The sequence below is a fragment of the Pseudomonas sp. Y5-11 genome, assembly GCF_022368695.1.
Lineage (GTDB): Bacteria > Pseudomonadota > Gammaproteobacteria > Pseudomonadales > Pseudomonadaceae > Aquipseudomonas > Aquipseudomonas parakoreensis.
Genome location: NZ_CP058974.1, coordinates 3,377,508 through 3,391,448 on the forward strand (window position 1 = coordinate 3,377,508; position 13,941 = coordinate 3,391,448).

General features: G+C 60.1%; 11 protein-coding genes. 7 read left to right on the forward strand and 4 right to left on the reverse strand.

Annotation, left to right across the window (positions count from 1 at the left end; genetic code table 11):
• Position 1: 1 nt before the first annotated feature.
• The 3 genes from HXW87_RS15035 to HXW87_RS15045 all read left to right on the forward strand — a co-directional run bounded on the left by HXW87_RS15035 (position 2) and on the right by HXW87_RS15045 (position 2,972).
• Positions 2-895, forward strand: a complete 894-nt coding sequence (locus HXW87_RS15035; RefSeq protein ID WP_095668952.1) for a LysR substrate-binding domain-containing protein — start codon at positions 2-4, stop codon at positions 893-895.
• Positions 896-1,083: 188 nt separating this feature from the next.
• Entirely contained in the window at positions 1,084-2,580 is a 1,497-nt protein-coding gene (locus tag HXW87_RS15040; RefSeq protein ID WP_239776467.1) for a helix-turn-helix transcriptional regulator, read from the forward strand.
• A gap of 134 nt (positions 2,581-2,714) precedes the next feature.
• Positions 2,715-2,972, forward strand: coding sequence for a DUF1652 domain-containing protein (locus HXW87_RS15045; RefSeq protein ID WP_041073283.1), 258 nt, complete (start codon positions 2,715-2,717; stop codon positions 2,970-2,972).
• 1,085 nt (positions 2,973-4,057) lie between these two features.
• On the opposite strand, the gene HXW87_RS15050 is transcribed toward HXW87_RS15045, so the two are convergent.
• The 3 genes from HXW87_RS15050 to HXW87_RS15060 form a co-directional block, all read right to left on the reverse strand.
• On the reverse strand, positions 4,058-4,825 hold the full coding sequence (locus tag HXW87_RS15050) for an SDR family oxidoreductase (protein WP_047293630.1): 768 nt from the start codon (positions 4,823-4,825) through the stop codon (positions 4,058-4,060).
• Positions 4,826-4,847: 22 nt separating this feature from the next.
• Positions 4,848-5,915, reverse strand: a complete 1,068-nt coding sequence (locus HXW87_RS15055) for a phosphotransferase family protein (protein WP_239776468.1) — start codon at positions 5,913-5,915, stop codon at positions 4,848-4,850.
• A gap of 157 nt (positions 5,916-6,072) precedes the next feature.
• Entirely contained in the window at positions 6,073-7,041 is a 969-nt protein-coding gene (locus tag HXW87_RS15060; RefSeq protein WP_047293634.1) for a 2-hydroxyacid dehydrogenase, read from the reverse strand.
• Positions 7,042-7,328: 287 nt separating this feature from the next.
• On the opposite strand from HXW87_RS15060, the gene HXW87_RS29615 reads away from it, so the two are divergent.
• The 4 genes from HXW87_RS29615 to HXW87_RS15080 all read left to right on the forward strand — a co-directional run bounded on the left by HXW87_RS29615 (position 7,329) and on the right by HXW87_RS15080 (position 11,259).
• Positions 7,329-7,709 carry a hypothetical protein gene (locus tag HXW87_RS29615; protein WP_345773031.1) on the forward strand — a complete coding sequence of 127 codons (381 nt, stop codon included), beginning with the start codon at positions 7,329-7,331 and terminating at the stop codon, positions 7,707-7,709.
• Positions 7,710-7,758: 49 nt separating this feature from the next.
• Entirely contained in the window at positions 7,759-7,929 is a 171-nt protein-coding gene (locus HXW87_RS15070) for a hypothetical protein (protein WP_179294976.1), read from the forward strand.
• Positions 7,930-8,180: 251 nt separating this feature from the next.
• On the forward strand, positions 8,181-9,461 hold the full coding sequence (locus HXW87_RS15075; RefSeq protein ID WP_041067380.1) for an HAAAP family serine/threonine permease: 1,281 nt from the start codon (positions 8,181-8,183) through the stop codon (positions 9,459-9,461).
• Positions 9,462-9,612: 151 nt separating this feature from the next.
• Complete coding sequence (locus HXW87_RS15080) at positions 9,613-11,259, forward strand: SulP family inorganic anion transporter (protein WP_239776469.1); 1,647 nt, start codon at positions 9,613-9,615, stop codon at positions 11,257-11,259.
• Between the two features lie 52 nt (positions 11,260-11,311).
• Here the strand turns inward: HXW87_RS15080 and acnB are convergent, their stop codons facing one another.
• Entirely contained in the window at positions 11,312-13,921 is a 2,610-nt protein-coding gene (gene acnB, locus HXW87_RS15085) for a bifunctional aconitate hydratase 2/2-methylisocitrate dehydratase (RefSeq protein ID WP_047293641.1), read from the reverse strand.
• Positions 13,922-13,941: the final 20 nt, after the last annotated feature.

Genomic DNA, 13,941 nt, shown 5'->3' on the forward strand with positions numbered 1-13,941 from the left:
CATGGACCTGCGCCTGCTGCGGTATTTCATGGCCCTGGCCGATGAGTTGCATTTCGGCCGGGCTGCGGAGCGGTTGCACATTTGTCAGCCGCCGTTGAGCCAGCAGATCCGTCTGCTGGAGGAGGAGTTGGGCACGCCGCTGTTCGAGCGCAGTCATCACCGGGTCGAGCTGACAGCCGCGGGGCAGATGCTTAAGGAGCAGGCACCGCTGGTGTTCGAACAACTGGAACGGGCGCTGGACCTGACCCGTCAGACCGGGCGCGGGCAGCTTGGTGAGCTGGAGATCGGCATGATCAGTTCGGTGATGGTCGGCGTGTTGCCCAAGGCCCTGCACCTGTTTCGTGAACGCTATCCGCAGGTGAACTGGCGTCTGCATGAAATGACCCCGGCGGCGCAGGTCAAGGCATTGAAGGAAAAACGTATCGACGCCTGCGTGTTTCGGGTCGGTTATGACGATCCGTTGCTGCGCAACGAGTTGCTGATCTACGAGCCGATTCACGTGGTGATGCCGGCTGATCATCCGCTGGCAAGGCGCGAAGTACTGGCTCCGGCGGATCTGGCGCAGGAACCGTTCGTTGCGCTGGAACTGAAGCAGTCGCGGTTTGCCAACTTCCTTTATCAGTGCTGCGTTCAGGCCGGGTTCACCCCGCAGATCCGCCAGCAGGTGATTGAAGTGCAGACGCTGCTCAGCCTGGTGCGCGCCGGGTTCGGGGTGGCGCTGCTGCCGGCTTCTATCGAGCAACTGGCGCCGGCAGGGCTGGTGTTTCGCAGGCTGACGCCGGCGCTGCCGGAAGTGCCGCTGTACGCGACTTACCGCGCCGATGATGCTTCGCCGGTGCTCAGGCTGTTTCTCGATACGTTGCGCGAGCTGGTGGAAACCTCAGATCAACCTTGATCCCCTTGTGGGAGCGAGCCTGCTGGCGAAGACGGTGTGTCAGCCGACAGATTATTTGCAAGAAATACCGTATTCGCGAGCAAGCTCGCTACCACAGGGGGACTGTGGTGGGGCGCACATTTATGTTCGGCACGATCACGCACGCCTGCGGTCGTAATCTTCACACGCGCATTCCCTGTGGAGATCCAATGAGCCAGGAAGTCCTGACCACTGAAACCAATCGTCGCCAGTTGCAGCAGATCATCGCCGGGCTGTCCGACGGGGTGATTTTGCTGGAACTCGATCAGAGCATCCTCTGGGCCAACGAGGCAGCACTGGCCATGCACGGTGTCAGCCGGATCGGCGAGCTGGGCACTAATGCCGATGAGTATGCCAAGCGTTTCACGCTGCGTTATCGCAACAACCACCTGTTGCCGCCCGAGAACTATCCGATCAGCCGCGTCGCACGCTGTGAGGTATTCAGCGATCTGTTGGTCGAAATGTCTGCCATGGATGACCCGGAACGCGTCTGGGTGCACAGTGTGCGCAGCATGGTACTGACCAACCGCGAAGGGCAGCCGGAGTCGCTGGTGCTGATCATGAGCGACGTCACCGATTGGGCCAATGCCGAGCAGCGCTTCGAAAAGACCTTCAATGCCAACCCGGCGCCGGCGGTGATCTGCCGCCTCAGCGACTTGCGTTACATCAAAGTTAATCCGGGGTTTCTGGAGATGACCGGTTACACCCGCGACCAGGTGATCGGTACCTCGGCCTATGAAATCGATGTCTTCGATCAGGCTGAGAAAAAGGATCTGGCGATCCAGCGTCTGCGCGATGTGGCGACCATTCCACAGATGCAGGCTCAACTGCGTCTGCCCGATGGCGGCAGCAAGCAAGTGATCGTCGCCGGGCAACCGTTGGTGCTCAATGATGAGGATTGCATGCTGTTTTCCTTCGTCGACATGGAGCTGCGGCACAAGGCGGAAGTGGCGCTGCGTCAGAGTGAGGAACGCTTCGCCAAGGCGTTTCGCCTGACCCCGGTGCCGATTCTGATCTGCAGTGCTGACGAGCAGCAGGTGATTGATGTCAATCAGGCGTTCCTCGACACCCTCGCCTACGACAGCGACGAGGTGGTGGGCAAAACCGTGACTCAGTTGCATTTCATCGACGACGACGGTGCGCGGGCCCGGCTGCTGAACGCCCTGGCCAAAAGCGGTCGGATTGATCGGGTCGACGTCCGCGTGCGCAGGAAGGATGCAGAGCTGCTGGAGTGCGCGGTGTCGGCTGACACCGTGAACATTCAGGACACGCCGTGCTATCTGCTGGTGCTGATGGACATCACCGAACGCAAGCGCACCGAGCTGGAACTGGTGGCGGCGATCGAAGAGGTGATGAAGGATGCTTCGTGGTTCAGCCGGACGCTGATCGAAAAACTGGCGAATGTGAAGAAGGTCAACTCGCCGCAACTGCCGAGCGTGTCTCTCACTGATCTGACGGCGCGTGAGCGCGACGTGCTGGGGCTGATCTGCGAGGGGTTGGCCGACAAGGAGATCGCCGCCCGGTTGAAGCTGGCACCCAATACCGTGCGCAATCATGTGGCGACGGTGTATTCCAAGCTCGATGTGCACAGTCGCAGCGAGGCTATTGTCTGGGCGCGGGAGCGCGGGCTGTTTTCCGGCGAACGCGGCGCCAAGGGGCAACGGTAGGTGCAAATGCACTAATCGATGAGGTGCAAATGCAGGTTCTGGCGCGGTGGGGCAGTTCTTAGTCTGGTGGGGTGCGATACAAGCCTGTTGGCTTGGGATCGTCTCCCTTCGAAACAGCTAAAGGAACAAGCTCCATGATGAATCTTGCGCAGTTGCGCGCCAGCCTTGAGCAGAGTTTCTCGCCCTTGGCGTGCGAGTGTTCAGTGGATGGGGATCATTCGCTGACGGTGAAGTTGTATCACCGTGAGTCGGGACAGGTGGATCTGGTGATCAGCGGGTTGAAGCTCAATGAGTTGCGTACGCCGGAGGCTGTGGCGGCGTTGATTGATGAGTTGCGGTATGAGTTGGAGAGTAATTCTTTGCGGGCTGCTCGGGATCCGGATATGGCTTAGGGTTTTTGGCTGTTTTGGGTGTGGATCCGTTACTGCGGGTGTTGCTGATTAGGGTTCCGCCCTTACGGCGGGTCACTTTTGGCAAACGCCCGGAATGCCGGCCCAGCCAAAAGTAACCAAAAGGTCTATGCCCTGACGTTCGGCCCTCGCTTAGGCTCGGGTTCCTTCGCTGCGGGATTCATCCGGGGGGCAGCGCCTACGGTTTGCTTCGCTGCACCTCCTCTCGCTGTGTTTGGCTGCGCCAAACGGTCGCTGCGCTCCCCCCCGGATAAATACCTCCACTCAGCCTGCCGACGGGCCCTCAGATCAAGAGCGGTACTCGAGCTAACGCTCATCGTGTTGAGTGGGGCGGCTTCGCCGCATGGGGTGTGCACGAATAAAGTTGTGGGAGCTGGCTTGCCAGCGATGGCGGCCTGACAGCCGACCAATCTCTAACTGAAAACACCCGATCCCACTGTGGGAGCTGGCTTGCCAGCGATAGCGGCCTCCCAGTCAACAAATTGCTTGCTGAGGCAACCCTCCCTCACAGATTTTGCTCTCCACAAAATCGACAGCCAATTCCCTCATCCCCCTCCATTTCACTGGCGCTCGCCGGGTAGTCGGCTATAAAGAATGAGTGGTCAGGTCTTCCGTCATCCGCGGTATTCGTGCGCGATAGCGGAAGTGGCTCTTCCATTCACCGCGGGTCGTCCTATGAATAATCCTGGGAAACGCGTGTATCTGCCGTTGTCGCTGGCTTTCTCTGTCGCGCTATTGAGCGGCTGCGCCAGTCCTCCGCCACCGCCTCCTGCTGCGCCGCCACCACCGCCGGTGCGTACCTGCCAGACGCTGGAGAACACTCAGGTGTCTGGCGATATGTACGTTGACGAGCAGGTTACGCGCCATATCACCACCACCCGGTGTGTCACGCAGTAGCGTGGGGCGGCTTGGTTGGCGGTGCATTTTGGCTGGCATCTGGCCAAGGTCATTGCCTGACCTCAATCCCGTGCAGGAGCTGCCGAAGGCTGCGATCTTTTGATCTTTATCTGCAAAATCAAAGTCAAAAGATCGCAGCCTTCGGCAGTTCCTGCACAGGCACGTCTGGTTCAGGACAGGAACCCACCGTCCACATTCAGCGCAACCCCGGTGGTGTAGCTCGACGCATCACTGGCCAGGTACAACACCGCCCCGGCCATTTCACTCGGATCGGCTACGCGCTTGAGCGGAATCTGCGTCAGCGCCTGCTTGAGGATCGCGTCGTTCTTGACCAGTGCCGAGGCGAATTTGGTGTCGGTCAGGCCCGGCAGCAGGGCGTTGCAGCGGATGCCGAATTGCGCGCATTCCTTGGCGAAGACCTTGGTCATGTTGATCACTGCCGCTTTGGTCACCGAATAGATGCCCTGGAAGATCCCCGGTGAAATACCGTTGATCGACGCAACGTTGATGATGCTGCCGCCACCGTTTTCGCGCATCAGCTTGCCGGCTTCTACCGACATGAAGAAGTAGCCGCGGATGTTCACGTCGACGGTCTTCTGGAATGCGCTCAGGTCGGTGTCCAGCACGTTGCAGAACTGCGGGTTGGTCGCGGCGTTGTTCACCAGGATATCGAGGCGGCCGAACTGTTCCTTGATCCCGGCGAATACCTGGCTGATCTGTTCCATTTCACCGATGTGGCAGGCCACGGCGGTGGCTTTGCCGCCAGCGGCGATGATCGCGTCGGCGACATGCTGGCAACCTTCGAGCTTGCGGCTCGAGACGATCACATGGGCGCCTTGCTGGGCCAGCAGTTTGGCGATGGCTTCACCGATGCCGCGGCTGGCGCCGGAGACGAATGCGATTTTGCCGTCGAGGTCGAACAACTGAGTCTTGGACATGGGGGTTCCTTGGTATGGGCCGTCAGAGGCTCGATTTCGCAATGACCTGCAGGCTCATGTGCTCCAGCAGTTTGTTCATGTGAATGAACTGCGCGAAGCGTTTGTCCTGAGTCTGGCCGTGGTAGAAGCGGTAGTAGATCTGCTGCACGATGCCGGCCAGGCGGAACAGGCCGTAGGTGTAGTAGAAGTCGAAATTGTCGATGCGGATGCCCGAGCGTTCGGCGTAGTAATCGACGAATTCGCGGCGGGTCAGCATGCCCGGGGCGTGGCTGGGCTGGCGGCGCATCAGTTGCACGGGGGCCGGATCGTCCGCCTGAATCCAGTAGGCGAGGGTGTTGCCCAGGTCCATCAGCGGATCGCCGAGGGTGGTCAGTTCCCAGTCGAGCACGCCGATGATCTGCATCGGGTTGTTCGGGTCGAGGATCACGTTGTCGAAACGGTAGTCGTTGTGGACGATGCTTGAGGTCGGATGGTCGGCCGGCATCTTGTCATTGAGCCAGGCCTTGACCGTTTCCCAGTGCGGCGCATCCGGGGTCAGGGCTTTTTCGTAACGTTCGCTCCAGCCCTTGATCTGACGGGCGACGTAACCTTCCGGCTTGCCCAGATCGCCGAGGCCGCAGGCGTTGTAGTCAACCCGGTGCAGTTCGACGAAACGGTCGATGAAGCTCTTGCACAGTGCTTCGGTCCTGGCTGCATCGAGGCCCAGTTCTGGCGGCAGATCTGAGCGCAGGATGATGCCCTTGACCCGCTCCATGACATAGAACTCGGCACCGATCACCGACTCGTCGGTGCAGTGCACGTAGGCTTTCGGGCAGTAGGGGAAACCGTCGCGCAATTGATTGAGGATGCGGAATTCGCGGCCCATGTCATGGGCGGATTTGGCCTTGTGGCCGAACGGCGGACGGCGCAGGACAAATTCCTGGTCCGGGTATTCCAGCAGGTATGTCAGGTTCGACGCGCCGCCGGGAAACTGGCTGATCTGCAGCGTGCCGGTCAGGCCCGGAATGTGCGCCTTGAGGTACGGGTCGATCAGGCTGGCATCGAGTTCTTCGCCAGAGCGGATACGGGTGGACTGGTCAGTAAGCGCCATGCTTATCCCTTCTGCTTATTTCGGAGGCCAGACATCATTGGCTAATCTAATGGCGCACCAGGGCGGCCACAAGCGCGCAGCGGTCTTATAGGTTAGCGTGTTGCAGGATAATCAGCGTTTCGAATAGGCACCGGCAGCAGGGCGCTGCCGGCGCTTGTTAATGCACGCGCTGGTTGGTGAGTCTCGGTGGCAGGATGACTGGCGTGAGCACTGGTTGCCCCGAAAAGAATGCCATCAGGTTTTTCCCCACCAGTTCCACCGTACCTTGTGTGGCTTCCGGCGACAGACCGGCGACATGCGGCGTGAGAATCACATTGTTCAGGGTTTTCAGCGCATCCGGCACCTGCGGTTCGTGATCGAACACGTCCAGCGCAGCCCCGGCAATCCGTCGTTGCTCAAGCGCGCTGATCAGCTCTGCGGTGGCGATCACACTGGCCCGGGCGATGTTGACGATGAAACCGGTCGGGCCCAGAGCATCAAGTACCGGACGCGTCACCAGATGCTGGGTGCCAATCCCGCCCGGCGTGGCGACGATCAGAAAATCCGAAGCCCGCGCCAGTTCGGTCGGCGTGGAGCAGAACGCATAGGGCACATCACTGCGCAGCTGCCGGTTGTGGTAACTGATCTGCATGTCGAAACCAAGGTGAGCACGTTTGGCAATCGCCATGCCCACCGCCCCCAGGCCGAGAATCCCCAGGCGTTTATTGGCCAGCGACGGACGCATGATCTTCGGCCATTCACCCCGGCGCACCGCCGCGTCGCAGCGCGGAATGTCGCGTACCAGTGCCAGCAGCATGGCCAGGGCATGGTCGGCCACCGACGAGGCATTGACCCCGGCGCCGTTGGTCACGGTGATCCCGCGATCGCTGGCGGCCTGCAGGTCGACGTGTTCGTAACCGGCACCGATCACGGTGATGATCTTCAGCGCCGGCAGGGCGGCGACTTCCTCGGCGGTCAGGCCCAGCGGGCCACGAGTCAGTACCGCGTCGATCCGTGCCCCGTGGGTGGCGATGGCTTGCGCGCGTTCGGCAGGGGTTGGCGCGAGGATCAGATGAAAGCCCTGATGCTCGAGAATCGGCAGATAGTCATTGATGGTTTCAACCAGTACCAGAACGGTGGCGGGCATTGCGCGGCTCCTGTGATCAATGGCGGTTCGGTCGCGAAGTCGTGTCAGGGTGCTGATTCCAGAGCTGTTTGGCAATGATGGCCGCAGCCCCGCTTCAGCCAGTGTAGGAGCTGACGCGGGGAGCGCGCGGGCGCTTCGTCAGAAGCTCGCCCCGGTATTGTTGATCGGCTGCACGAAGACGCCAGCGAGTCCAGTCAACTGGCGTATTGGGCGTTTTTTGATTTCGACGCGGACGAGGGGCATGGGCAAAGACTCCGTGGGGCAAGGAGCTCCTCTCACGCTAGAACATGTCGGTCAGATTGAAAATTTGGGGTGATGAGCTCGCCGCTGTTTTTGTACGAGGCTACCTACGTTTTTCGCGGATTTTGCCTACGAATTTGGCAGATGCGTCTGCTACCGGAATGGTGATGAACGCGAAATCATGGGGACACAAAGTAGCTCGGGCAGTGACTACCAACAGCCAAGGAAGGCAAATGCTTCAAAACAATCGAGAACACCTGGAACTCGAAAGGATAATGAGTGAAATACGGAAACTGGCGGCCGAGAGAAAAAAGCTTATAGCGGAAGAAAAGAAGTTGAGGTGGGATACGTATTTTTATCCGTTTGCGGTAGTCACTGGGGTGTTGACCGCAACAGCAGCTGTAGTAGGACTTTCACTCAAGTTTTAAGTGTTCGCGTTTGTACCATTCAAACCCACTCTCTAAAAAGGAAATCACCATGAGTACATTTGACCGTCAGGCCATGATTGATCGGGCAGATCGAGAATACGATGAGGACGTTGAAAGAATGCGCATCAAAAACAAGGGCGATATGTACCCAATCTGGGGAATGCTGGCGTTCGGCCTGTTTTGCATGTCACTCGGATTTCTCCTCGCTCGATCAATCTGATCGTCTTGCCGGTGGAGTTGTCGCTGAAACTTGTCGAAAAACGACATTTCACTTATCCGAAACCGACAGCTATTTTCCCGAAAACGACAACCCGCTGATCTGCTCCGTACAACCATTCCTCAGCTAAGTCTTTGCTTCTGCTCATTTATCACGGAGAATCGCGCCCCTGTTTCGGCCGGAGCATGTCTGTCGGTTTTTTCCGACGCGTCCCGACCGAGTGGCAAGTGACCGGAATGCGGAGATCCGACCGGATGAATGATCAGGCCAATAGCGTCGACGAACGCTATGAAGCGGCAGCACCAGCTGAACTGTCGAGCTGGAATCGCCATGACACCACGTGGATGTTGGGACTGTTCGGGACGGCCATTGGCGCCGGTACCCTGTTTTTGCCGATCAACGCCGGTCTGGGTGGCTTCTGGCCGCTGGTGATCCTCGCGCTGCTGGCCTTCCCGATGACGTTCTTTGCCCACCGGGGCCTGACCCGCTTCGTCCTCTCCGGTCGCGAAGGCGCCGACATCACTGACGTGGTCGAGCAGCATTTCGGCATCAAGGCCGGTGCGCTGATCACCCTGCTGTACTTCTTCGCCATCTTCCCGATCCTGCTGATCTACAGCGTCGGCCTGACCAACACGGTCGCCAGTTTCCTTGAACACCAACTGCACATCACGCCGCCACCGCGCGCGCTGCTGTCGTTCGTGTTGATCCTCGGCCTGCTCGCCGTTGTGCGTTGCGGCGAGCAAGCCATCGTCAAGGCGATGAGCCTGATGGTGTATCCGTTCATCGTTGCGCTGCTGTTCCTCGCGGTGTACCTGATTCCGCACTGGAACGGCGGCATTCTCACCACCGCCTCGCAAGTGCCGGCACCGTCGGCGTTGCTGCACACACTGTGGCTGGCGATTCCGGTCATGGTGTTTTCGTTCAACCACTCGCCGATCATCTCGGCGTTTGCGGTGGATCAGAAGCGTCGTTACGGTGTCAACGCTGACCAGCGCAGCTCGCAGATCCTCTGCCGTGCCCACCTGTTGATGGTGGTGATGGTGCTGTTCTTCGTCTTCAGTTGCGTGCTGACCCTGTCGCCGGAACAACTGGCTGAAGCCAAGGCGCAGAACCTGTCGATCCTGTCGTACCTGGCCAACCACTTCAGCAACCCGACCATCGCGTTCGCGGCGCCGTTGATTGCGTTTGTGGCGATCTCCAAGTCGTTTCTCGGTCACTACATCGGCGCCAGCGAAGGCCTCAAGGGCCTGATCGTCAAGAGCGGCAAGCGTCCGGGTGCCAAGGCGCTGGATCGCATCGTGGCGGCGTTCATGCTGGTGGTGTGCTGGATCGTCGCGACCCTGAACCCGAGCATTCTCGGGATGATCGAGACTATCGGTGGCCCGGTGATCGCTGCGATTCTGTTCCTGATGCCGATGTACGCGATCCGTAAAGTACCGGCGATGGCGCGCTATCGCGGTCAGGCGTCGAACGTGTTTGTCACCGCCGTAGGTCTGGTGGCGATTTCGGCGTTGATTTATTCGCTGACTGCTTGAAGATCAAGAGATCGCAGCCTGCGGCAGTTCCTACAGGGTTTGTGTATACCTGTAGGAGCTGCCGAAGGCTGCGATCTTTCGCTTTTCAGCTACAGTAGGCCGCTGCGCATCTCTCATGCACAGCGGCTTTTTTTCGTCTGGAGACAGTGGATTGTCGAGTACGGCCCAACCGGTAGAACCCACCAATCGCTGGCGTGACATCCTCGCCGGCCTGTCGATTGCCGGGCTGCTCTTGCCCGAAGCGGTCGCTTATTCGACCATCGCCGCGCTGGCGCCGCAGGCCGGCGTGATTGCCCTGTTTGCCGGATTGCTCTGCTACGGACTGTTTGGCACCAGCCGCTTTGCCATTGTCTCGGCCACGTCTTCGTCAGCGGCGGTGCTGGCGGCGACCACCGCGACCATGGCCAATGGCGACCCGCAGTTACGCGCGACGCTGGCGGTCGGCTTGGTACTGGTCACCGGTGGGCTGTTCTTGCTGGCGGGGATCTTTCGCTTCGGCAGCGTGACTTCGTTTATCGCCAAACCGGTATTGCGCGGTTTCGCCTTCGGCCTGGCGCTGACGATCATCCTCAAACAGGTCGCCAGCGTGGTCGGCGTGCACCTGACCGATGCCAATCTGGTGCGCTTCGCCCCGCAATTGCTCGAACAACTGCCGCAATGGAACTGGTCGGCGGCCGTTGTCGCCGCGGTGGCGCTGCTGTTGTTAAGCCTGTTCTCCCGTTTTCCACGAGTGCCCGGCGGTTTGCTGGTGGTAGTGATCGGTATCGTCGCCGGGCAATGGCTGAACCTTCCGGCTCACGGTGTGAAGTTGATCGGCTTGATCGACCTGAGCCTGGAAGTACCGAATCTGCCGGTGCTGCCGTTTGCCGACTGGCTGCGGCTGGGTGAGGTGGGGTTCGCGCTGGTGATGATTCTGTATGCAGAGTCGTACGGCTCGATCAGTGCGTTCGCCCTCAAACACGGTGATCGTGTGACCTCCAACCGTGATCTGCTGGCGCTGGGGGCCTCGAATCTGTTGTCCGGGTTGTTCCATGGCATGCCGGCGGGGGCCGGGTATTCGGCGACGTCGGCGAACGAGGCGGCCGGGGCGACGTCACGCTGGGCCGGTGGCGTGGCGGCGCTGGTGGTGCTGGTGATCGTGCTGACGGTGTTGCCGTGGATCGCCCTGACGCCGGAGCCGATTCTGGCGGCCATCGTGATTCATGCGCTGGCGCGTGGCTTGAGTCTGCAGCCGCTGGGGCGCTACTTCGTCTGGCGCCGGGATCGGCTGTTGGTGATGTGCGCGGTGGGGGCGGTGCTGGTGCTGGGCATTCTCGACGGCTTGCTGGTGTCGGTGGCGATCAGCGTGTTGCTGATGCTCAAACAGATGTCGGCGGCGGACATTCAGGTGCTCGGGCGGATCGACGGCGGGCACGATTTTGTCGATTTGCAGCGACATCCAACGGCGACGGTTGAGCCGGGAGTGCTGATTGTGCGGCCCAGTGAGGCATTGTTTTTCGCCAATGTGGAGCGGATTCTCGGTGCGGCGCTGCATTTGATTCGTCATTCGGACGCGCCGGTACACACGGTGATCCTCAGTCTGGAGGAAACCCCGGACCTGGACGGCACCAGTATCGAGGCGATGCAAGAGTTTTTCCTGCGGGTGCATCAGGAGGGCAAGCGGCTGATTCTGGCGCGGCTCAAACAGGAAGCGCTGGTCGCGTTGGAGGCGTTGCCGGAGGTAACGGCCAACGGGGTGATACTCAGCGGGCTGAGCGTCGATGGGGCGGTGCAGCAAGCCCTCAAACTCAAGGCATAAAAAAACGCCGCACATCTCACGATGGGCGGCGTTTTTTCATTGCGTTGCAGCGTTAGGCTTGAACGACCGGAATCTTGGCGTTCGCAGCCGCTTCACGGAACTCGGCGATCTGGTCGAAGGACAGGTAGCGGTAAACATCGGCCGCCATGCTGTCGATCTTGCCAGCGTATTCCATGTACTCCTCGACGGTCGGCAGGCGACCCAGGATCGAAGCCACGGACGCCAGTTCGGCCGAAGCCAGGTAGACGTTCGCGCCGTCGCCCAGACGGTTCGGGAAGTTACGGGTCGACGTCGAGACCACGGTGCTGTTCGGCTCAACGCGTGCCTGGTTACCCATGCACAGCGAGCAGCCTGGCATTTCCATGCGTGCGCCGGCCTTGCCGTAGATGCCGTAGTAGCCTTCTTCGGTCAGTTGGTGAGCGTCCATCTTGGTCGGCGGCGACAGCCACAGACGGGTTGGCAGCTGACCCTTGACCTGATCCAGCAGTTTACCGGCAGCGCGGAAGTGACCGATGTTGGTCATGCACGAACCGATGAACACTTCGTCGATCTTCTCGCCAGCGACGCTGGACAGCAGACGGGCGTCGTCCGGATCGTTCGGCGCGCACAGTACCGGCTCGTTGATGTCGGCCAGATCGATTTCGATGATTTCGGCGTATTCGGCGTCGGCATCGGCTTCCATCAGTTGCGGGTTGGCGATCCAGGCTTCCATCGCTTGCGCACGACGTTCCAGGGTACGTGCATCGCCGTAGCCTTCGCCGATCATCCAGCGCAGCAGGGTGATGTTGGACTGCAGGTACTCGGTGATCGATTCTTTCGACAGCTTGATGGTGCAACCGGCAGCCGAACGTTCGGCCGAGGCGTCGGACAGTTCGAATGCCTGTTCCAGGGTCAGGCCTTCCAGGCCTTCGATTTCCAGGATGCGGCCGGAGAAGGCGTTTTTCTTGCCTTTCTTCTCGACGGTCAGCAGACCGTTCTGGATGGCGAAGTAAGGAATGGCATGAACCAGGTCACGCAGGGTGATGCCAGGTTTCATTTTGCCTTTGAAGCGCACCAGGATCGATTCCGGCATGTCCAGCGGCATGACGCCGGTGGCAGCGGCGAACGCGACCAGACCGGAACCTGCCGGGAACGAGATGCCCATCGGGAAACGGGTGTGCGAGTCACCACCGGTACCTACGGTGTCCGGCAGCAGCATGCGGTTCAGCCACGAGTGGATGATGCCGTCGCCCGGACGCAGGGAAACGCCGCCGCGGGTCATGATGAAGTCAGGCAGGGTGTGGTGGGTGGTCACGTCGATCGGCTTCGGATACGCCGCGGTGTGGCAGAAGGACTGCATCACCAGGTCAGCGGAGAAGCCCAGGCACGCCAGGTCTTTCAGTTCGTCACGGGTCATTGGACCGGTGGTGTCCTGAGAACCTACGGTGGTCATTTTCGGTTCGCAGTAGGTGCCAGGACGAACGCCTTTGCCTTCTGCCAGACCGCACGCCTTGCCGACCATTTTCTGCGCCAGGGTGAAGCCCTTGGTGCTTTCAGCCGGTGCTTCCGGCTTCTTGAACAGGTCGAACGCAGGCAGACCCAGTTCGGCGCGAGCCTTCTCGGTCAGGCCACGGCCGATGATCAGCGGGATACGACCGCCGGCACGGACTTCGTCCAGCAGCACAGGGGTCTTCATTTCGAAGGTGGTGATGACTTCGTCGGTACCGTGCTTGCAGACTTTGCCGGCGTGCGGGTACAGGTCGATCACGTCGCCCATGTTCATGTTCGACACGTCGAACTCGATCGGCAGAGCGCCGGCATCTTCCATGGTGTTGTAGAAGATCGGAGCGATTTTGCTGCCGAAGCAGAAACCGCCAGCGCGCTTGTTCGGCACGTAAGGGATGTCGTCACCGAAGAACCACAGCACCGAGTTGGTCGCCGATTTACGCGAGGAACCGGTACCGACCACGTCACCGACGTAGGCGATCGGGAAGCCCTGGCCGCGCATTTCTTCGATCTGCTTCATCGGGCCGGTCTTGCCTTGCTCGTCCGGAACGATGCCGTCACGGGCCATTTTCAGCATGGCCAGGGCGTGCAGCGGGATGTCAGGACGCGACCAGGCGTCTGGTGCCGGGGACAGGTCGTCGGTGTTGGTTTCGCCGGTGACCTTGAACACCCGCAGGCTGATCTTGTCGGCCAGCACCGGGCGCTTCTTGAACCACTCGCCGTCAGCCCAGGATTGCAGCACGGCCTTGGCGTGAACGTTGCCGTTCTTGGCTTTTTCAGCCACGTCGTGGAAGGCATCGAACATCAGCAGGGTGTGCTTGAGTTCTTCGGCAGCCACTGGCGCCAGCTCGGCGTTGTCCAGCAGTTCAACCAGGGTCACGATGTTGTAGCCGCCCTGCATGGTGCCGAGCAGTTCTACAGCGCGCTTCTTGTCCAGCAGAGGGGAGGTGACTTCGCCTTTGGCCAGGGCCGACAGGAAACCGGCTTTGACATAAGCGGCTTCGTCCACTCCTGGTGGTACGCGATTGGTGATCAGGTCAACGAGGAAAGCTTCTTCGCCAGCCGGAGGATTCTTCAGCAGCTCGACCAGGCCTGCAGTTTGTTCGGCGTTAAGCGGCTGGGGAACGATACCCAGGGCTGCACGCTCTTCGATATGTTTGCGGTAGGCTTCAAGCACAGTTATTACCCTCATCAGTG